The following is a 19168-nucleotide window of genomic DNA, read 5'->3' as shown; positions in this document are numbered from 1 at the left end:
CCTCAGCGGACGATCGAGAATTGCGGCGCCATCATCACCAGATAGGCGGCGGTGCGCAGACGGCGGTTCTGCCAGCCGGCGCCCTGGGTCGCCGGCGTGATGACGGCGACGGCGGCGACGATGACCGCCTTCTGCTCGGCGGTGAGCTGGCGGCTGGTGAGCAGCAGGTCGAAGCGGTCGACCAGCGCCGCCGCATCGGCCACCTGCGGCAGCCAGCGGTCATGGCTGATGACGGTGCCGATGGCGCCGGCCACGCTCGGCGCCGGCAGCTGCACCACATCGTCGCCAACGCTGAAGTTGAGGTATTGCAGCAGCACATTGCGCTGGAGCGAGGTGGTCTCGTCCTCGATGTCGAAGCCGGTGCCGACAAGGCCGCTGCTGCCGAGCGGCGTGTCGGGCTGGTAGTGGCCGAATACCGACGGCGGGCTCAGCGGCCGCTCGCGCATCTCGTCGCCATAGGCCCAGTTCCACCACACGCCGTCGCTGCGCGCATCGAGCGCGCGCATCGCGGCGGTCCACAGCTGCATCGGCTCGCGCAGCCGGCCGTAGCCGGGCTGGTCGATGGCGGCCGGATCGCGCGCCTCGGCATGCAGCAGCACCGCCGCCACGGTGGCGGCCAGATCGCCCCGGCTGCCGCTGCCGATGCCGGCATGCAGCCCGGTGTCGAAGGCGCTGGCGACCGCATCCACATAGGCCGGCGACGGATTGCTGGTGACGAAATGCTGGATCAGCCGGCGCGCCACCCTCGGCGCCAGATTGGGATGGCGCATCAGCGAGTCGAGCACCACTTCCAGCGCCCCGGCCGGCGTGCTGCCGGCGGCCAGCTGGCGGCCCGACAGCAGCGTGCGCGCTGCGCCGTCGTGGCGCGCCGGCACTGCCAGCATGTTGCCGAGCAGGTAGCGCGGATTGCTGCCGTCGCTGCAAGTGCCGGCGCACCAGGGATTGCGGCCGCCGGCCGGATAGGTCCAGCCGGTCAGCGCATGGGCGTAGTTGCGCACCGTCGCGTTGTCGTAGGTGGGCTGGCAGGCATCGCCCTTGAGCGTGCCGTCGTGGTTGAGCAGGCAGGTGCCGAGGCTGAACAGTTGCAGCAGCTCGCGCGCGAAGTTCTCGTTCGGATCGGTCTTGCTGTTGTTGGCGTTGTCGAGGAACTCGCCCATCACCGGGCTCAGCGCCACCTGGCGCAGCAGGTCGCGGTAATTGGCAAACGCCATCTGGCGCAGCATCTGGTGCCATTGCCGGATGCCGTAGGTGCCCGGCACTTCCATGTCGCTGACCGGGAACAGATGCGACAGCGCCAGTGCCATGCGCTGGCGCAGCTGGTCGCGGCCGGTGATGGCCTGGCGGTAGAAGGCCCAGGCCACCGGCGTGGCGGTGAGTTGGTCGCGCCAGCAGAACACGTTGGCGAGCGTGCCGGCGGCGAAGTTGCCGTCGCACCAGTTCTGGTCGGTGCGGGTCCAGCGGTCGAGCGTGCTGTCGCCGAGCGCCGGATAGCTGGTCATGGTCATGGCGATCTGCTGCGCCACCCATTTGGCCGGACCGCGCGCGGCGATCTCGGCGATCAGCTCGTCGGTGGCGCCGAAGCTGGCCTGCTGGGCCAGCCGGGCCGCGTCGACGCTGTCGGTCGGCGCATCGGCCAGCGCAGCCACGCTCGCGGTGCTCTGCACGCTGGCGCGGCCGGCGCCGCTGCCGCTGTCGGCGGCGGCGGTCGCGTCGCCACCGCCGCCGCAGCCGGCGAGCAGCGCCGCCAGCAGGGCCAGCGCCAGCGCCCATCCCCGGCCCATGCCGGCGCCCTGCCCGCGCCTTGGCACCGCCTGCCTGCCGATCGTCATGGGTCGCCCTCGCTGCAATGTCGTCGCCCATCCCGGTGGCGGCGGCTGCCGCCGGCAATGCCGGGACGGGTGGATGACGGATTGCAGCAGTGCAAGCCCACGCTCGGCTATCGGACGCCGGCCGAGCCGCGCGGCCGACCGGTGCCGCAATGGGGAGCGCGACCCGATGCACAGGGCAAGCGATTGCTTCGCGCTTGCGGCAGCCGGCGCTTGGCTTTCATCAAGTTTCCGGCGCCACGCCGATCGGCTCGGACTGCCGCCCGACCGGGTGAGCGGGAACCCGCAGACCGATCCGGGCCGGCACCGAGGCCTGGCCGGAAAAGTCCTGCTGTCGGCCGCGCCAAAACCCGGGCCGGCGGCAGGAAAGCGGCGCGACCAGCATCGGTGCGGGAGGCGGGCAAAAGTCGCATCCGGCGCACGCCGCCGGCCGGGCCGGCTTCAGGCGTTCATGAAGCCGAGGTTGCGGCTGGTGAAGTTGGCCAGATTCGGGAAGACCGTGAGCAGCTGGCTGGCGCTCAGACCCAGCCAGCTCAGCAGCGTGGCGGCGTACTGGTCGACCGAGGTGGTCGGAATCCAGCGGCCCTGGTATTCCCAGCTGTCGATGCCGGCATCGTTGGCGCCGCCGAGCGTGTAGTCGGGCGCCGTGCCGTAGAGCGCACCGCCTTTCACCGCGCCGCCCGCCACCAGCTGGAAATTGCCCCACGCATGGTCGGTGCCGCCGCCGTTGTTCGGCTTGAAGGTGCGGCCGAAGTCCGACATGGTGCAGGCCGTCACCGAGCTGGCCAGGCCGAGCATGTTCATCGCCGACATGAAGGACGCCAGCCCGATGCCCAGCTGCGACAGCAGCGCCGCCTGGGTGGCGAGCTGGCCGTTGTGGGTATCGAAGCCGCCGAGCGACACGAAGTACACATGGCGCGCGCCGCCGATGGCCGCATGGTTGGCGATCATCTTGGCCACCTGGTAGAGCTGCTGGCCCAGGTCCTGGCTGTAGGCCGTGGCGGTGGCGCTGGCGCTGGTCATGTAGCTGGCGGTGAAAGCGCTGTCGATGGCGGCATAGGCGCCGCTGCCGGGCGTGGCCTTGACCGTCGGCCCGAGCGCATCGACCGCCGCGAGGCCGGCCTTGCGCAGCGCTGCAAGCGCATTCATCTGTACCGAGTTGGCGCGCGGCGATTCCATCATCAGCTTGGAAGCGGCGGTCAGCTTCTGGCCCGGCACATAGTCGGTCACCAGGGTCACCGACGACACCATGTCGGCCATGTTGATGCCCGGCCCCGGCAGGATCAGCGCCGAGCCGCTGGCGCCGGTGCCAAAGCGCGAATTGCCGCCGAACGAGTAGATCGGCGCGCCCAGCGCATCGGCGGCACGCGCGCCCCAGCCGGTGTTGCCGACCGACGAGGTGTCGGCCAGCGCCACGCCGTTCTCCCACAGCTTCTGCTGGTCGCTGTGGCTGAACAGCGATTCGGGCAGCAGATTGGGCGTGCTCAGCGAGCGCCAGCTGGCGAACTGGCTGCGCGTGGTCGGCCGCGCCAGCGGCCCGACGTTGAGCACGCCGCCCAGGCTGCCGGCGTCGAAGTACTTTTGCAGCGCCGCCAGTCGCGGATGCAGGCCCCAGCCGCCGCCGAGCACCGGCACCAGCGGGCCGGTAGTGCGGCTGCTTTCGCTGGTGGTGCTCAGCGCCAGCGTGCCGCGCACCGCCTTGTACTGGGCATAGCGGGTGGCATCGAGCGGCACCAGGGTGTTCATGCCGTCGTTGCCGCCGTTGAGCATGATGGCCACGAGGGCGCGGTAGTCGGTGGCGGCGCCGGCCGGCAGCGGCAGGGCGAACACGCCGCTGCCGAGCGCGATGGCACCGCTGCCGAGGCGGAGAAAGTTTCTGCGATTCATGCGGGCTCCCGGCTCAGCGGACGATGGAAAACTGCGGTGACAGGAAGGTGAGATAGGCCGCGGTGCGAACCCGGTGCGCCTGCCAGTTGGTCGGATCGTTGGTCGAGTTCCAGGCCGATACCGCGTCGATCACCGCCTGGCGTTGCGTCGGCGTGAGCTGGTTGCTGGTGGTCAGCAGATTGAAGCGGTCGACCAGCGTGGCCGGATCGGTCACCAGCGGCAGCCACTTGCTCATGGTGATGTAGGTGCCCCAGGAGCCCGACACGCCGCTGCTCGGATCGAGCCGCAGGCCGCTGGTGATCCAGGGGTTGTTCAGGATCCAGAGGAACTGGATCCGCGACAGCGTGGTGCTGGCATTCTCGATGCCGAAGGCCGGACTCACATACGAGGTGCCGGGCAGCGCGTTGTCGGGCGCGTAGAAGTTGAACACCGACGGCGCATTGAACGGGTCCTGGCCAAGGCCGTCGCCAAAGGTCCAGTTGAACCAGATCGCGTCGGTGCTGGCCTCGGTGGCGCGCAGCACGGCGGTGTAGAGCTGCACCGGCTCGCGCAGCCGGCCATAGCCGTCGCCCCACACATAGCCGTCGAGCCGCGCCTCGGTCGACAGCAGCACCGCCGCGAGGGTGGCGGCCAGATCGCCGCGCGTGCCGCTGCCGAAGCCGGCATAGCTGCCGCTCTCGAAGGCGGTGGCCACGGCGGCCAGATAGCCCGGCGACGGATTGCTGGTGACGAAGGCCTGGATCAGCCGGCGCGCGATGAACGGCGCCATGTTCTTGTGGTTCATCACCGAGTCGAGCACCAGCTCCAGCGACTGCGCGGCGGTGCGGCTGGCCGGCAGCTGCACGCCGTTCAGCAGGGTGCGCGCGGTGGTGTCCTGATGGCCGTCGACCGCCACCATGCGGCCGCGCAGGAAGCGCGGGTTCTGCCAGCCGTTGCACAGCGGCTTGCACCAGCCGTTGGCGCCGCCGGCCGGATAGGTCCAGCCGGTCAGCGCATAGGCGTAGTTGCGCACCATCGCGTTGTCGTAGTTGGGCTGGCAAGTGCCGCCGGTGAGCGAGCCGTCATGGTTGAGCTGGCAGGTGCCGATGGTGAACAGCTGCAGGAACTCGCGCGCGAAGTTCTCGTTCGGGTCCGACTTGTCGTTGTTGACGCTGTTGAGGAACTGGCCCATCACCGGGCTCAGCGCCACCTCGCGCAGCAGGTCGCGGTAGTTGCCGAAGGCGTAGTCGCGGAACATCTGCTGGTAGTCGCGGAAGGCATAGGTGCCCTCGATCTGGCGGTTGTTCACCACCAGCAGCTCGGACAGCGCCAGTGCCATGCGCTGGCGCAGCTGATCCTCGCCGGCCAGCGCCTGGCGATAGAACTGCCAGCCGACCGGCACCACCGACATGTTGTCGCGCCAGCAGGTCGAGTTGGCCGCCGCGTCATAGCCGACCTGGGTCTGGCACCAGGTGGCGCTGGCATTGGTGTTGGTATCGACGGCCGAGGTGCCGAGCGCCGGATAGACGCTTTTCGCGGCCGTCATCTGGGCCGCGATCCAGGCGCTCGCGCCCTGGGTGGCGATGGTCGAGATCAGCGCCTCGGTCGGGCCGAAGGTGGCCTGCTGGGCCAGCCGGGCCGCATCCGACGCCGCCATCAGCGTGGTGGTGGCCTGGGCGCTGGCGCGCGGCGTGACGACCGCATCGGCGGCCACGGTGGGAATGTAGGCGGCCGCCGTGCCGTCGAGGCTGGTGGTGGCCGACGAAGCGCTTGCCGCCGCTGCCGTGGCGGTGCCGGACGACTCGGTCGGCAGGCCACCGCCGCCGCCGCAGGCGGCAAGGGCCAGCGCGAGCGCCGCCGAAAGCGCGAGCCGCAGGGCGTCGAGCGCGCCGCTGGCCGGAATGCGTTGGGTCATGGAAGTCCTCCGTGGAAACGGAGCGGATTCCATCAGCGCGAACGTGCAGCCGAGAATCGGACGGCCACCGAGCAGCCACTGCGACAGCGCTTGCCGGCTGGCGATCGCCAGCGGGCCGGCGGTGCCAGCCCTGAAAGCCCGGACAAGGCTTGAAATACCCCGCAAGGTCTGGAAACGGTCGCCGGGCGGGCGCTGGCACCGAACGAGCGGCGCCGGGCGAGTGCCCGCTCGGAAAACCTCGGCAAGTCACCTAGAACACCAGCGGGTCCGATCGCGGCCGGATGAGCGATCACCCGCACCGCGACTGCGGCGAAGTCCTAGTCAGGAGCCTTGCGCTGTCTGACTTTCCACCAGTTGTGAAGCTGCGAAAGAGGCACATTCGTGAAAAATTTCACATGCTTTATTTCGGTCTCCGGTATGCGCAACCACATTTCCGATCGCGTACAGCGCATCCACCCGCTTTTCGAGCCGCAGGCTGCGCTCCAGATAATCGGCCGCCTTGCCCCACAGCCCTTCCAGTTCGCAGAGTTTTCCTAGAACGAAGAACAGCGTGGAGTCCTGCGGATGACTGCTCAGCCAGGCTTCGGCGCGCTGGATCTGGGCCAGCCGGTCGTCGCGCGAGCTGACGGCGGCATAGGCCAGCAGCAGCCGGTCGTCCCAGCGGTTTTCGAGCGCGGTTTCGAGGATCTCGACCGCCAGCCGGTGATCGCCGTGGGCCGCGACCGCGCGCGCCACCGGGCCGGCCACCTCGACGATGGAGCGGTCCTCGCCCGGCACGCTGAGCCAGAAATTGCGCAGCCCAGGCAGATCGCCGCCGCGTCGCGCCAGCAGCGCGGCATAGGCCACGGCCTTGGTCTTGGCCGCGACGGTGGCATGCATGGCGTCGCGCTTGGTGAGCTGGCGCACGAGCCGCAGCACTTCCTCCCAGTCGTCGACCTGCTGGGCCGCTTGCAGCGCCAGCCGCAGCGAGGCCACATGACGCGCGCCCGAGGCATGCAGCTGGCCGAGCAGCTCGCGCGCCTCGTCGGCACGGCGTTCTTCGAGCAGCAGCTCGACCTGGGTCATGAGGCGCGCGGTCTTGACCGAGTTGTCGGCCTCGGCGCGCTCGATCCAGCCGTCGCGGCGCGCGAATTCGCGCATCTTCTGCGAGGCGCGCGCGGCCACCAGCGCGGCGATGCCGCCATAGCCGGGCACTTCCTGCGCCAGCAGCGCACTGCGTTCGGCGCGCGCGAAGCGGCCTTCGAAATAGGCTTGCAGCGCGCCCTTCAGGCCGTCGAGCGCGGCCTGCTCGCGCTGGCGCTTGCGGAAGGCGGCGACCCGCGTCGGCAGTTCGAGCGTGTTGATGACCACTCGCATCACCGCATAGAACAGCGCGAACAACCCGAGCAGCAGCGTGAGAAAGAGGTTGAGCGAGATGTCGATGCGCCAGGGCGGCAGCAGCAGCACCACATTGCCGGTATTGAGCCGGGCCAGCAGGCCCACGCCGATGCCGGCCGCGACGAGGATGACAAACCAGAACAGTCCGCGCATGCCCGCCTCAACGCTTGCTGGGTTCCGCGCGCGGCGCGGTGACGGCGGCCGTGGGCCGGTAGTTGCGCACGGCGGTCAGGCTTTCGTTCAGCGACGGCAGATCGATGCTGACTTCGGCGGCCTGGAGCTGGCGCAGCGTGTTGCCGAGCGCAGCGACGGCGCGCGCGCGGTCGTCGAAATAGCCGCGCAGCAGCGTGCTGGCCACGGCCAGATCGGCGCGATAGCCGGATTCGTTGCGCGCCAGCAGCCGCAGCCGGGCGTTGAGCAGCCGCAGCTTGAGGTTTTCGCGCGCGAAATAGGCCTGGCTCGGCGCCAGCAGCAGCGCATCGGGCTGGCCGACCTGACGGATGCGGAACAGGTCGCGCGCCTCATGGGCGACGCGGTCGAGCAGCTGATGCCAGTAGTCGGCATTGGCCGGGCTCGCGGGCTCGGCCGGTGCGGGCTTGTCGTTGGGCACCACGTCGGCCAGCGTGGGCAGGTCGTCGACAGCGGCGATGGCCTGATCGAGCTTGAACGCGAGGCCGGTCACGTCGGTGGCGGGCAGCGCCTTCAGGCGTTCGATGTCGCGCGCGACGGCGCGCCGCACCGCGAGGAATTGCGGCCGATCGCCCTGGGCCAGCCGCATGTCGACGGTCTGCAGCGCGACCAGCGCGGCCTGCACATTGCCGGCCAGTTCGAGCTGCTGTGCGGCGGTCGTCAGCACCTGCTCGATTTCGGCCAGCTGGATGTCGTCGCGGTTGCGCGCCAGCTCCTGGTACAGCTGCTCCAGCGCCTGCTGCTGGGCCTGGGATTCGCCGACCCGGGCCTCGATCAGCGACAGCTTGGCGCCGAGATCGGCGACCAGATCGGCCGACTGGCGCGCGCTCTGGGCGGCGGCGGCCGATTGGCCGCCGGCATCGTCGACGCGCCGCGCCAGCTCGCGCTGCACATTGTCGAGCTCGCGGTGCAGCGACCAGACCTGCCAGCCGAGCAGCAGCACGGCCAGGCCGCCGGCGAGGGCGAGATTGAGGGGCGTGAGCCGCGCCGGCGCCGGGGTGGCGGCGGCTGCGGCGACGGTGCCGAAGTCTTCGGGACCAGGGGGGGAAACTTGCATGCGGTGTCAGGCCTGGCGCTGGGCGCCGGTTTCTAGCAAACGGAAAATCGCATCATCGCCCGGCGCGCAAAGTCGCACATGGGCGATTCCAAGCGCCTGTGCCCTGAGAGCGACACGGGGATGGGTGACGACGACCGGCGTGCCGGCCAGCCAGCCGGCCAGTGCCGGCCAGGGCGCGAGCATGGTGTGGAAGTTGGCAATGCCCTCGCTGCTGGTGGCGACCACCGTGGCCGGCTGGCCGATCAGCGCGGCGAGCGCGGCCCGGTCGGCGTCGGTCAGCGCGGGGCAAAGGCGCCGGTAGACCTCGACCGGCTCGATCTGCATGCCGCGCGCGGCCAGACCGAGCGCCAGCGCATCGCGGCCGCCGTCGCCCTTGACCAGCAGCGCGCGGCCCCGGGCCAGCCCGAGCGCATCGAGCGTGACCAGCAGGGTTTCGGAATCGAGCGCCGGCGGATCGCCGGCCAGCTGCTGGCCCGGCGTGACGATGGTCGCGCCGGCCAGCGCGGGATGACGCTCTGCCTCGGCCCGACTGCCGGGGCCCATCACCGCCACGCAGGCGCCGGGGCGCACGCCGGCGCCGGGTGCATCGAGCAGGCCGCGCAGCGCATTCACGCTGGCGAAATGGATCAGGTCGAACTCGCCGAGCCGGGCCCGCTGCGCCGCCACGGCGGCCGGATCGGCCGGTGCCGCGATCTCGAAGGCCGGCACTTCGAGCACGCCGAAGCCGGCCTCGGCGAGGCGCTGGCGCAGCCCGGCGCCCTGGCCGCGCGGCCGGGTGAAGACGACGGTCGGGCGCGCGCTCATCGGCACAGGCCGGCGCGGGCGAGCCGGGCAGCGGCGCCGCGTGGCGTCATTCGGCCGCGCCTTCCTCGGCCAGCGGCGGCGCGATGAAGCGCGCCGCACCGCGGGCCAGCAGGCTGGCGGCGCTGGCGGCACCGAGCGCGACCGCATCGGCCGGCGCGCCGTCGCGCGCATCGGCCAGGCTGTCGCGACCGTCGGGCGAAGCGACCCAGCTGCGCAGATGCAGCCGGCCGGCATCGATCACCGCATGCGCCGCCAGCGAGGTCTGGCAGCTGCCACCGAGCGCCCGCGCCACCTCGCGCTCGGCGCCGACGCAGGCGGCGGTCGCGGCGTGATGCAGCGGCGCGATCCAGGCCGCCAGCTCCGGCCGGCCAGCGCGGATCTCGATGCCGAGCGCGCCCTGCCCGGCGGCCGGCAGCGACTGCTCGGGCGGCAGCGCGGCGCGGATGCGGCTTTCGAGCCCGAGCCGCTTGAGCCCGGCGCAGGCCAGCACGATGGCGTCGTACTCGCCGCGGTCGAGCTTGCCGAGCCGGGTGTCGAGATTGCCGCGCAGCGGTTCGATGCGCAGCTGCGGGAAGCGCGCCGCGATCGCCGCCGCGCGCCGCAGGCTCGACGTGCCGACCACCGCGCCGGCCGGCAGCTCGGCCAGCCCGGCGTACTTGGGCGACACGAAGGCGTCGTGCGGATCCTCGCGCTCCAGGATCGCGGTGAGTTCGAAGCCGTCCGGCAGCGTCATCGGCACATCCTTGAGCGAATGCACCGCCAGATCGGCGCGACCGTCGGCCAGCGCGTTCTCCAGCTCCTTCACGAACAGACCCTTGCCACCGATCTTGGCCAGGCTGCGATCCAGGATCTGGTCGCCGCGCGTGGTCATGCCGAGGATGCTCACGTCGCATTGCGGATACAGCGCGCGCAGGCGGTCGCGCACATGCTCGGCCTGCCACAGGGCCAGCCGCGATTCGCGCGAAGCAATGACAAGACGGGCGGGCGGAGCAAACAGGGGCTGGGTCATGACGGGACGCGGGAAGAAACCGAGGCGCAGGCGCGGCAGAGCCGGCAATGTCGCATCGCAGGAAGCGCCACCATGCAGGTGGCGCCGAAGGCGGCCGATGATAGCCGCTCGCCCGCTCCCGCCAGCCGGCGGGGCCGATCCTTGCTAGGGCTGCTGCGGCGCGTCATGGCGCCTCGCTCCAACACACTGAAGGGACTGCCCGATGCCACGGGTCACCGCGCAACAGGTCGCGCTCGCCGCCGGGGTTTCGATCTCGGCCGTATCACGCACCTTTACCGAGGGCGGCAGCGTGTCGCCCGAAACCCGCGCCCGCGTCGAGGCGGCGGCGGCTCAACTCGGCTACCGGCCCAATCAGCTCGCGCGCGGGCTGATGACCGGACGCACCCGGCTGGTCGCGGTGCTGCTGGCCGGCGTCGACGAGCCGGCGCTGGCGCCGGCGCTCGGCCGCATCGTCGAGCGCTTGCAGCTGCACGGCCTGCATCCGCTGCTGGCGCGGCTCGATAGCGAACCGGGCGCTGCCGGCGCGCTCGATCTGCTCATGCAATACCAGGCCGATGCGGCGCTGATCGTCGGCGCCGAGCTGCCCGACGGCTTTGCGCGCGACTGCCAGCGCAGCGGCGTGCCGGCGCTGCATCTGTTCGGTCAGCGCGCGGCGCGCAATCCGGTGCCGGTCATCGGCGCCGACGAGGCCGCCGCCGGCACCGAGGTGGCGGCGCGGCTGCTGGCCGGCAAGCGCAAGCGCCTCGCCTGCCTGACCGCCACGCCAGCCGCCGACGCCGTGACCGCGTTTGCAGCCGCCGTCGCGGCGGTGCGCGGCGCCTCGGCCCAGCTGGCTGACGTGGCCGCGTCTTCGGTCGACGAGGGCCGGCGGGCCGCACTGGCGCTGCTCGCCGGCGCCAGGCCGCCGCAGGCGCTGTTCTGCACCGACGACCGGCTGGCGCTCGGCGCGCTCGACGCCTGCCGCGAACTCGGGCTCGACGTGCCGGGCACGGTCGCCATCGTGGGCTGGGGCGCGCTCGGCCTGGGCGCCGGGCTGGCCACGGTGCGGCTGCCGGTCGTGGCGGCGGTCGACGAGGCGGTCGAGCGGCTCGCCGCCGCGCTCGCCGCGCCGGGCAGCAAGCTGGCCGGCAAGCGCTTGCAGTGCGAGCAGGTGGCCGGCGCGAGCGCGCCGGGCTGAGCGGCCGGATCGGCGCTGGCGTGGCACCAGCCGGCCCGGACCGACCGCGCCGGCCGCCCGGATCAGCCCGCGCCCTGCTCCGCCAGCATCAGCTCGGCGGCGCGCTCGGCAATCATGATCGTCGGCGAGCTGGTGTTGCCCGAGGTGATGGTCGGCATCACCGACGCATCCACCACGCGCAGCCGGCCGATGCCGCGCACCCGCAGCTGCGGATCGGTCACCGCCTGCGGATCGTCGTCGCGGCCCATCGCGCAGCTGCCCACCGGATGGAAGATGGTCGTGCCGACCCGACCGGCCGCCTCGGCCAGCTCCTCGTCGCTCTGCGCCGCCGGGCCGGGCATCACCTCGCGCGGGTTGTAGGGCGCCAGCGCCGGCTGGGCTGCGATCTCGCGCGCCAGCCGCAGCGCCCGCGCCGCCTTCAGCCGGTCGGCCGGATCGCTGAGATAGCACGGCGCGATCGCCGGCGGCTCGGCCGCGTCTGCACTGCGGATGTGCACCGAACCGCGCGAACGCGGGCGCAGATCGCACACGCTTGCAGTGAATGCCGGAAAGCGGTGCAGCGGATCGCCGAACTTGTCGAGCGACAGCGGCTGCACATGAAACTCCAGATCGGGCGAATCGACCGCATTGGACGAGCGCGCGAACACGCCGAGCTGGCTCGGCGCCATCGTCAGCGGCCCGCGCCGGAACAGCGCGTACTCCAGCCCCATGCGCGCCTTGCCCAGCAGCGAATTGGCCTGCTGGTTGAGCGTGGCGATGCCGTCGACCTTGAACACGGTGCGCAGTTGCAGATGGTCTTGCAGATTGGCGCCGACGCCCGGCAGGTCGTGCGCCACCGCAATGCCCAGCGCCTGCAGGCGCGCGCCGGCGCCGATGCCCGAGCGTTCGAGGATGCCGGGCGAGCCGATCGCGCCGGCCGCCAGCACCGTCTCGATGCGCGCGCCGGCGCGGCACGGCTCGCCGCCCAGCCGCAGCGCCAGCCCGCGCGCCTCGCGCCCGTCGAGCAGCACATGGTCGATGGTGGCGCCAGTCAGCACGGTGAGATTGGGCCGGCGCCGCGCCGGCCGCAGGAAGGCCTTCGACGCATTCCAGCGCACGCCGCGACGCTGATTGACCACGAAGCCGCCCACGCCCGTGTTGTCGCCGCAGTTGAAATCGGCGCTCGGCGCGATGCCGGCCTGCTGCGCCGCCTCGGCGAAGCGGTCGAGCAGATCCCAGCGCAGCCGCTGCCGCTCGACGCGCCATTCGCCGCCGGCGCCGTGAAACTCGCTCGCGCCGTCGAAATGATCCTGATGCCGCTTGAACAGCGGCAGCACGCTGTCCCAGCTCCAGCCCGGATCGCCGGTGAGCTCGGCCCAGTCGTCGTAGTCGCGCGCCTGGCCGCGCATGTAGATCATGGCGTTGATCGAGGTGCTGCCGCCCAGCACCCGGCCGCGCGCATACAGCAGCGAGCGCCCGCCCAGACCCGGTTCGGGCTCGGTGCGGTAGCACCAGTCGGTGCGCGGATTGCCGATGCAGAACAGATAGCCGACCGGGATGTGAATCCAGATCCAGTTGTCGCGCCCGCCCGCCTCCAGCAGCAGCACGCGCTTGCCTGGATCGGCCGACAGCCGGTTGGCCAGCACGCAGCCGGCCGCGCCGGCGCCCGCAATCACATAGTCGTAGTCGCCCAGATCCCGCATCTCGCCTCCGTGGGCGCGCCCCCGGAGCGGACGCGCAAGCCGGGCGATTACAGCCGACAACCGCCTGCATGCTCAAGGCAGGCGCCGCGCCCGGCTCAGTGGCGCGCGGCGGCCGTGGCCTGCGGATCGAGCACCGCATCCAGATTGGCATGCGCCAGCGCCTTGACCGCCGGCAGCCGCCGCACCACCTGGGCCCGCAGCGCCGGCAGCGCCGCGAGGAAGCGCAGCAACGCCAGCCGCGTGCCCTCCTCGTCGAACAGCACGCAGGCCGGCAGCCGCATCTCGCGGTCCAGCTCGAAGTGCTGGAGCAGCCCTTCCATCTTGGCCTTGTAGTCGATCAGGAACACCGGCACGCCGGCGCCCAGGGTGGCGATCGACAGATGCATGCGCCCGGTAATCACGCCGTCCAGCACGCCGACCACGCGCTTCACCTCGGCCGCCTTCAGCTCGCGCGGAAAGCGGTAGACCAGCGGGCTGATCGTGGCGCGCAACTGGTCCTCGACCCGGTCGATGCAGTGGTAGTCGGACGAGCTGCCGCGAAAGTCGTGCTCCAGCAGCACGAAGGCCAGCGGCCGGTCGAGTGCGAGCTTTTCGAGCACGCGCGAGAACGCCGCGCACAGCTCGGGCACGCGCTCGCGCTGCTCCAGTTCGAGCAGCAGCGGATGGATGTTGATGCCGACGATTTCGCGCCCGGCGGCCTTGCGCGAATTGATCCAGCCGTCGAAATCGCCGACGCCTTCGAGCGCATTGGCCGGCGGCAGCAGGAATGCCGCATCGGCAGTCAGACGCGCGGTGGCCGAACTGAAACGACGGAAACGCTCGAATGACACCGGATCGCGCAGGTTGAAAACCACATTGCGCGAAAACCCCTCATACAACTGCGCCAGGCCCGGAAACGGCCGGTCGCTGAAGCTGAAGCCATTGACCGCGCAATGCACGCCGGAGCGTGCCAGCAGGTCGGTGAGCGCCAGCAGCTCGGCCGAAAACACCGGGTCGTAACTGCCGTCGAGCACATCGGCGCCGATGGTGATGCAATGGGTGACGTGCTGATCGAGGCAAAGCTTGAGCGCCTGCGCCAGCTTGCCTTCATGGCGAATCTCGATCGGCCGCATTCCCAATGAACGGGCCTGCGCCGAGGCCTGGGCACCATGCGTGAGCACGAATTGCCGGGCTTCCGGAAAGCGCTCGCGCATTTCACGCTGCAATACCGAGATCATCGCTTCATCGCCGCGCGAAGCCACCAGCAACATCATGTCGGGCGGGATGAACAGGATGGTTTCGGGCGCGCCCGCCTGGGCCGCCGGTGCCTTGAGGTGGGCGCACAAGGCGCTCCATTCGGCGATCAGCTGATCGAGACGCCAGCTTTTCCAGCGCGTCTTGAGCCCCGACTTTCGCCATACGCGCCGCGCGAGCGCGGTCGAATCCGCAATTGCTGCCATGCAAACTCCTGAAATCCGGCGCCTGAAGCGCCCTTCCCATGAAACGGAATGAATGAATTTCGAAGCGGAATGGCAGGCGGCCGATGCATTTCCCGCCAATGGCGGCTTCGCATGATGAAACCAATGCCGGAAGATAATCCCCGGGCATTGCATCCTGCAATATCGCCCTATCCGCAATGCGAAACGACGATTCCGGCATGCGGCAATTGCATGGGGTTTGTTTCGCACATTGCGGAATATCGAACGCCGGCAATTGAATGCAAATGCCCGCCTTCCGTTTCGAATTGAAATGGATAGTAGGCGGGGCAATTGCAATTTTGGAGAGTTTCGCCGGCGTTATCGCAATCCAGAAATGCGAAGCGATTGCCAACCGAAATTGCGTGAACTGCCGCACGCAATTCAATTCGGCTTTCCGGCATTCGGCACGGCATCACCCGATTCGCCAGCGCGAATCGCGGCATTCAGCGGCGCGCAGAACGGCGCCAGCCGCCCGAAAACGCCAGCGCGATCAGCGCGAGCGCGGCCAGCGCAAAGCCGTCGCCGAGCGCCAGCGGACCGCTGGCCGGCTGGCGCAGGTTGGCCGCGCCGAGCAGCCCGGCGAGCGCCTCGGGCCGGTCGAGCCGGCGATAGTCGAAGCCGATTTCGGCCGCCAGCTGGATCAGATGCGGCTCGTCGAGCGCCGACAGATGCTGGCCGCCGGCCGCGCCCTGCACCACCTCGGCCTCGCTCCACAGGCCGAGCGCATGGCCGAGCTTGTCGGTCTTGGGAATCGGCTGCGGCAGATCGCCGCCGACGCCGAGCAGCAGGCCGCGCAGCTCGCCCGGCTTGCCGTCGAAATGCCGGCCCTGGCCGGGGCCGAGCGGCGGCGCCTCCTGGCCGTCGGTGATGAAGACCAGCGCCGGCCGCTCGGGCAGCGCCAGCGCCGCCTCGCGCGCATTCAGCACGCCCTTGCGGATTTCGCTCGCATTGGTCCAGGCGATCTGGTTGTCGAGCCGGCCGAGCAGCGCGACCAGCTCGGCATGCGCGCCGCAGACCTCGGCCGGCGCGGTCAGCAGCAGGATGCGGTACTCGCTGAAGATGGCCAGCCCGAGCCGGCTGCCGCAGGGCAGCGCGCCGAGCGCCTCGCGCAACGCCGCCTTCGCGAAGGCGAGCCGGCTGACCGGCCGGCCGTCGAGGCGCTGGTCGGGCACGTCCATGCTCTGGCTGATGTCGAGCACGACGACCACGTCGGTGACCGGCCGCTCGACGGTGATGGCGGGGTTCCAGACCGCGCCGGCCAGCAGCAGCAGGGCGGCGCCGAGCAGGCGCAGACGGCGCCGGCTACGGTTGCCGGGGCCGGCCGGGCCGGCGCCGCGCGGGCCGCCCATGCCGTCGCGGCCCGGCCCGGCGCTGCTGTCGCCGCCCCTCACGGCAGGCCGAGCGACCAGGCGCGCATGGTCGTCACCGCGCGTTCGCGGGCCGGCGCCGGCGGCAGGGCGGCGCCGTCGTCGTCGGCATCGGGAAACCATTGCAGCGCGCGCTGGAGGTTGTAGCGCGCGCCCCAGTCGGTCGGCGCCACGGCCAGCGCGCGGCGGTAGGCGTCCTTGGCCAGCTCGGCGAGCGCGCCCACGCGATCCAGCTCGCGGCCGTCGGCGGCCAGCGCGCGCGCCTGGCGCAGATAGAGGTTGCCGGTGTTGAACCAGGCATCGGCGGCAACCGCCGGATCGCCGCCCTGCCCGGCCTTGCGCCAGGCCGCGAGCGCTTCGAGCGTGCGACCGGCGCCGGCCTCGGCGATGCCGTCGGCGAGCGCGGCTTCGGGCGCGGCCAGCTCGGCGAGCGGATTGGCGGGCGGCGCATCGGCCGCCGTGGCGGGCGCGCTGGCGGCGGGTGACGGGCTGCCTGTCGGCGCCGCCGCCGTCAGCCGCGCTTCGATGGCGCGATTGACGCGCTCGGCCGCAAGCCATTGCCAGCCGGCGACGCCCGCCCACAGCAGCAGGCCGGCCGTCGTCAGCCGCCATGCGACACGGCGCAGGCCGGGCCGCAACTCCGACAACGGCCGGCTCATGCCGCCGGCTCCGCAGCGGGTCGGCCGCGCTGCAGCAGGCGCACGAACCCGCCGCCCGGCAGCAGCAGCAGCCACGCACCGAGCAGCGCCGCCAGCGCCAGCCAGCGCAGCGCCGGTGCCAGCGGCCGGCGCGGCTCGATCTCGGTGTAGACGATGGGCGCGTTCTCGCGCGCGCCGATGTCGGCCACGGCCTGGCGCAGATCGTCGGCGTTCTCGGCTTCGTAGCCGTGATAGGACAGGCCGAGGCTGCCAAGCCAGTGATGCAGCGCCAGCTCGGGAATCTTGGGCAGGTCGTCCTCGCTCACCGTCTCGCGCAGGCTGTGGCTGTTGTACGAGCGGATGTAGATGAAATTGATCGCCACCTGGCGCCGCCGCAGCTCGGCCGCCAAGTGGGCGCGCGTCGCTTCGTCGAGCTGGGCGCCGCCGTCCGAGACCAGCACCAGCGTGCGCGAGCCGCGCCAGGGCCGGTCGTCCCAGAGCGCGGCGCCGGCCAGCAGCGCGCGGCCGATGTCGGTGTCCTGCAAGCCGCGACCGATGTCGCCGGCGGCAATCGCCGCCTGGACCATGTCGGCGTTCTGCGTAAAGCCCAGCACGGTGATCGGCTGGCTGGAAAACACGACATAGGCGATGAGATCGTGCGGCCGGCCGAGCGCAAAGTCGGCCAGCACGCGGCGCGCGATGCGGCCCTTGCCGTCCTTGCTGTTGCCGTTGAACAGCGGGCCGGCGCGCTTCTCCTGGAAGTAGGGATTGATGCTGTGCGGCGTCTCGACAAAGGGCTGATCCATGCTGCGGCTGCGGTCGAGCAGCAGCACGATTTCGCTGCCCCGGCCCACGCGCTCGACCGCGACCTGGGCCCGGTAGGGCGCGGCCAGACTCAGCACGATGGCGGCCAGCGCCAGACTGGCCAGCGCCTTGCGCAGCCGCAGCAGCCAGTCGGCCGCCGGGTCGGGCGGCAGCAATGCGGTCCAGGCCAGCAAGCGCGCATCGCGGGCGCGCGCCAGCCACGGCAGCAGCGCCAGCGGCAGCAGCAGCAGCCAGCCCGGCGCGGCCAGATGCAGGCCGGCGGCGCTCATGCGGCGCGCTCCAGATCGCGCAGCTGGCGGCCCAGGCGCAGCAGCGCGGCGCGCGCGGCGGCGGCGTCGGCCGGCGGCTGGCCGCCGAACAGCAGCCGGCGCGAATCGGCAAAGAAGCGCAGCAGCTCGGCCTGGGCCGGCGCGAAGGCCGGGCGCTGGCGCAGGAAGTCGGGCAGGTCCTCGGCCAGCAGCACCCGGCCGGCGCTGGCATTGAGCGCGCCATGCAGCGTGGCGCAGGCGGCGGCCAGGCTGGCATCGGTACCGCGCTGACGCCGCAGCGCGCGCCAGGCGAGCGCAAACGGCCGCCGCGCCGGCAGCAACCGGGGCAGCAGATGGCGCCGCGCCAGCCAGCCGAGCGCGAGCGTTGCCAGCGCTGCAAGCGCGGTCAGCGTCTGGCGCCGCGCCGGGCCGGCATCGATCCGGCGCGGCGGCCGGTCGTCGATCAGCTCGGGCTCGGCATCGGCCGGCGCGACCGGCGCAACCGCGACCCGCCGGCCGTCGATGGCCAGCGTCTGCTCGCCGCCCGGCCCGGCGAGCCTGAGATCGAGCCCGGGCAGATCGACGAAGGCGAGCGCATCGCGCACGCCGGTCACCTGCCAGGTCAGACGCAGCCGCTCATGGCCGGGCGCGGGCGTGCTGCGCTCGATGCGCAGCAGATCGAAGTAGCGGTTGACATGGGCCGGACCGGGCAGCGCATCGGCGGCGAGCGCGAGGCCGGGCGGCAGTTGCAGCTCGATGTCGCGCACGATCAGGTCGCCGAGCTGATAGCCGTAGCTGCGCGGCTCGCTGGCGCGCCATTCGATGGCGTCGGCGGCCTGCGCGGTCTGGGCGCTGGCGGCGAGCAGCGCCAGCAGCGCGAGCCGGCGCGTCATGCGCTGTCCCGCAGCCATTCGCCGATGTCCTCGGCGGACGGCTCGGCGGCGGCCAGCGGCGCGATGCCGTGGGCGGCAAAGCGTTCGGCCAGACCGCGCCGCCAGTCGGCCAGCGCGGTCTGCCAGCGCGCGCGCTGGGCCGGGCGCAGCCAGAGCGCGCGGCCGGCGCCGCCTTCGGCATCGTCCACCTCGATCAGGCCGTCGGGCCCGGCCGGCAGGCCGCTGCCGGCGGTGAGCAGCAGCGGCTGCACCTGATGCGGCGCCAGCGCTTGCAGCAGCCGGTCGACGTCGGCCAGCGGCCAGCAGAAATCGGAGGCGACGAACACCAGCCGGCGCCGGCCGGCGAGGCTGTCGGCAGCCTCGACCAGGCCGGCATGGCCGTGACCGTCGGGCACGAAGGCGTCGAGCCGCGCGGCGAATTCGGCCACCGCGCCCGGCGCCCGCGTGGGCGGCAGATGGAGCGCATCGCGCAGCCTGGCGTCGGCGGCGATGGCGCCAAAGCTGTCGCCGCCGCGCCGCGCCGAATGGCCGATGAGCCGGGCCAGCCACGCCAGCGTGGCCATGCGCGCGCCGCCCGCCGCCATCGAGGCCGACACGTCCAGCAGCAGCATCACGCCGATGCCGCTGTGCTGGCGCATGCGCCGGAACAGCCAGCCGCCGCCCGGATTGGCGATGCTGGCACGCAGATCGAGCCGGCGCGGATCGGGCGCGCCGAGCAGGCCGACATGGCCGCCGAATTCGCTGCCGGCGCCGTCGCGCAGCCCGCGATGCGCGCCCGGCAGCACCTCGGCCGAGCGCCAGCGGATGCGGTAATCGAACTCATCCACGGCGCGGCTCG

Annotated in this window: 15 protein-coding genes; 1 reads left to right on the top strand and 14 read right to left on the bottom strand. The window is 71.7% G+C overall.

The annotated features are described in order from the left end of the window. Positions 1 to 2: 2 nt before the first annotated feature. The 7 genes from B9P64_RS08335 to hemC form a co-directional block, all read right to left on the bottom strand. A complete protein-coding gene (locus B9P64_RS08335; protein ID WP_085315746.1) occupies positions 3 to 1829 on the bottom strand; it encodes a DUF1800 domain-containing protein in 1827 nt (608 codons plus the stop codon). A 438-nt stretch (positions 1830 to 2267) separates the two neighbouring features. Next, a complete protein-coding gene (locus B9P64_RS08330; protein WP_085315745.1) occupies positions 2268 to 3713 on the bottom strand; it encodes a DUF1501 domain-containing protein in 1446 nt (481 codons plus the stop codon). A gap of 13 nt (positions 3714 to 3726) precedes the next feature. After that, positions 3727 to 5607 (bottom strand): DUF1800 domain-containing protein, encoded by a 1881-nt coding sequence (locus B9P64_RS08325; RefSeq protein WP_176256772.1) that lies wholly within the window; start codon positions 5605 to 5607, stop codon positions 3727 to 3729. Between the two features lie 321 nt (positions 5608 to 5928). After that, the gene (locus B9P64_RS08320) at positions 5929 to 7137 is read right to left on the bottom strand and encodes a heme biosynthesis HemY N-terminal domain-containing protein (RefSeq protein WP_085315743.1); all 1209 of its coding nucleotides are present in this window, start codon (positions 7135 to 7137) and stop codon (positions 5929 to 5931) included. A 7-nt stretch (positions 7138 to 7144) separates the two neighbouring features. Further along, positions 7145 to 8230 (bottom strand): uroporphyrinogen-III C-methyltransferase, encoded by a 1086-nt coding sequence (locus B9P64_RS08315; protein ID WP_085315742.1) that lies wholly within the window; start codon positions 8228 to 8230, stop codon positions 7145 to 7147. A 6-nt stretch (positions 8231 to 8236) separates the two neighbouring features. Then, entirely contained in the window at positions 8237 to 9034 is a 798-nt protein-coding gene (locus tag B9P64_RS08310) for a uroporphyrinogen-III synthase (RefSeq protein WP_085315741.1), read from the bottom strand. Positions 9035 to 9080: 46 nt separating this feature from the next. Further along, entirely contained in the window at positions 9081 to 10043 is a 963-nt protein-coding gene (gene hemC / locus B9P64_RS08305; protein ID WP_085315740.1) for a hydroxymethylbilane synthase, read from the bottom strand. Positions 10044 to 10245: 202 nt separating this feature from the next. Between hemC and B9P64_RS08300 the strand changes: the two genes are divergently transcribed. Next, entirely contained in the window at positions 10246 to 11220 is a 975-nt protein-coding gene (locus B9P64_RS08300) for a LacI family DNA-binding transcriptional regulator (protein WP_085315739.1), read from the top strand. A gap of 62 nt (positions 11221 to 11282) precedes the next feature. Here the strand turns inward: B9P64_RS08300 and B9P64_RS08295 are convergent, their stop codons facing one another. The 7 genes from B9P64_RS08295 to B9P64_RS08270 form a co-directional block, all read right to left on the bottom strand. Then, positions 11283 to 12902: a GMC family oxidoreductase gene (locus B9P64_RS08295; protein WP_085315738.1), complete on the bottom strand. Its 1620-nt coding sequence runs from the start codon at positions 12900 to 12902 to the stop codon at positions 11283 to 11285. A 95-nt stretch (positions 12903 to 12997) separates the two neighbouring features. After that, positions 12998 to 14341 carry a polysaccharide pyruvyl transferase family protein gene (locus B9P64_RS08290; RefSeq protein WP_176256771.1) on the bottom strand — a complete coding sequence of 448 codons (1344 nt, stop codon included), beginning with the start codon at positions 14339 to 14341 and terminating at the stop codon, positions 12998 to 13000. 461 nt (positions 14342 to 14802) lie between these two features. Continuing rightward, the gene (locus B9P64_RS24280; RefSeq protein ID WP_139826204.1) at positions 14803 to 15750 is read right to left on the bottom strand and encodes a VWA domain-containing protein; all 948 of its coding nucleotides are present in this window, start codon (positions 15748 to 15750) and stop codon (positions 14803 to 14805) included. Next, positions 15747 to 16385 (bottom strand): tetratricopeptide repeat protein, encoded by a 639-nt coding sequence (locus B9P64_RS24275; RefSeq protein WP_139826203.1) that lies wholly within the window; start codon positions 16383 to 16385, stop codon positions 15747 to 15749. The genes B9P64_RS24280 and B9P64_RS24275 overlap by 4 nt, the downstream gene beginning before the upstream one ends. After that, positions 16382 to 17458 carry a vWA domain-containing protein gene (locus tag B9P64_RS08280; RefSeq protein ID WP_085315735.1) on the bottom strand — a complete coding sequence of 359 codons (1077 nt, stop codon included), beginning with the start codon at positions 17456 to 17458 and terminating at the stop codon, positions 16382 to 16384. Before B9P64_RS08280 ends, B9P64_RS24275 begins: the two co-directional genes overlap by 4 nt. Then, complete coding sequence (locus B9P64_RS08275; protein ID WP_139826202.1) at positions 17455 to 18348, bottom strand: hypothetical protein; 894 nt, start codon at positions 18346 to 18348, stop codon at positions 17455 to 17457. The genes B9P64_RS08280 and B9P64_RS08275 overlap by 4 nt, the downstream gene beginning before the upstream one ends. After that, positions 18327 to 19157, bottom strand: a complete 831-nt coding sequence (locus tag B9P64_RS08270) for a DUF58 domain-containing protein (protein ID WP_085315733.1) — start codon at positions 19155 to 19157, stop codon at positions 18327 to 18329. The genes B9P64_RS08275 and B9P64_RS08270 overlap by 22 nt, the downstream gene beginning before the upstream one ends. Positions 19158 to 19168 lie beyond the last annotated feature (11 nt).

The sequence above is a fragment of the Derxia lacustris genome, assembly GCF_002105195.1.
In the GTDB taxonomy this organism is placed as follows: domain Bacteria; phylum Pseudomonadota; class Gammaproteobacteria; order Burkholderiales; family Burkholderiaceae_E; genus Derxia; species Derxia lacustris.
This window is presented reverse-complemented; position numbering and strand designations above follow the sequence as displayed.

Bases quoted from the DNA above. Each gene is read 5' to 3' on its own strand.
- B9P64_RS08295 (WP_085315738.1), bottom strand. From the start codon at position 12,902: ATGCGGGATCTGGGCGACTACGACTATGTGATTGCGGGCGCCGGCGCG.
- B9P64_RS08290 (WP_176256771.1), bottom strand. From the start codon at position 14,341: ATGGCAGCAATTGCGGATTCGACCGCGCTCGCGCGGCGCGTATGGCGA.
- B9P64_RS08275 (WP_139826202.1), bottom strand. From the start codon at position 18,348: ATGGCTGCGGGACAGCGCATGACGCGCCGGCTCGCGCTGCTGGCGCTG.
- B9P64_RS08325 (WP_176256772.1), bottom strand. From the start codon at position 5,607: ATGACCCAACGCATTCCGGCCAGCGGCGCGCTCGACGCCCTGCGGCTC.
- B9P64_RS08330 (WP_085315745.1), bottom strand. From the start codon at position 3,713: ATGAATCGCAGAAACTTTCTCCGCCTCGGCAGCGGTGCCATCGCGCTC.
- B9P64_RS24275 (WP_139826203.1), bottom strand. From the start codon at position 16,385: ATGAGCCGGCCGTTGTCGGAGTTGCGGCCCGGCCTGCGCCGTGTCGCA.
- B9P64_RS08320 (WP_085315743.1), bottom strand. From the start codon at position 7,137: ATGCGCGGACTGTTCTGGTTTGTCATCCTCGTCGCGGCCGGCATCGGC.
- B9P64_RS08335 (WP_085315746.1), bottom strand. From the start codon at position 1,829: ATGACGATCGGCAGGCAGGCGGTGCCAAGGCGCGGGCAGGGCGCCGGC.
- B9P64_RS08310 (WP_085315741.1), bottom strand. From the start codon at position 9,034: ATGAGCGCGCGCCCGACCGTCGTCTTCACCCGGCCGCGCGGCCAGGGC.
- hemC (WP_085315740.1), bottom strand. From the start codon at position 10,043: ATGACCCAGCCCCTGTTTGCTCCGCCCGCCCGTCTTGTCATTGCTTCG.
- B9P64_RS08280 (WP_085315735.1), bottom strand. From the start codon at position 17,458: ATGAGCGCCGCCGGCCTGCATCTGGCCGCGCCGGGCTGGCTGCTGCTG.
- B9P64_RS08315 (WP_085315742.1), bottom strand. From the start codon at position 8,230: ATGCAAGTTTCCCCCCCTGGTCCCGAAGACTTCGGCACCGTCGCCGCA.
- B9P64_RS08300 (WP_085315739.1), top strand. From the start codon at position 10,246: ATGCCACGGGTCACCGCGCAACAGGTCGCGCTCGCCGCCGGGGTTTCG.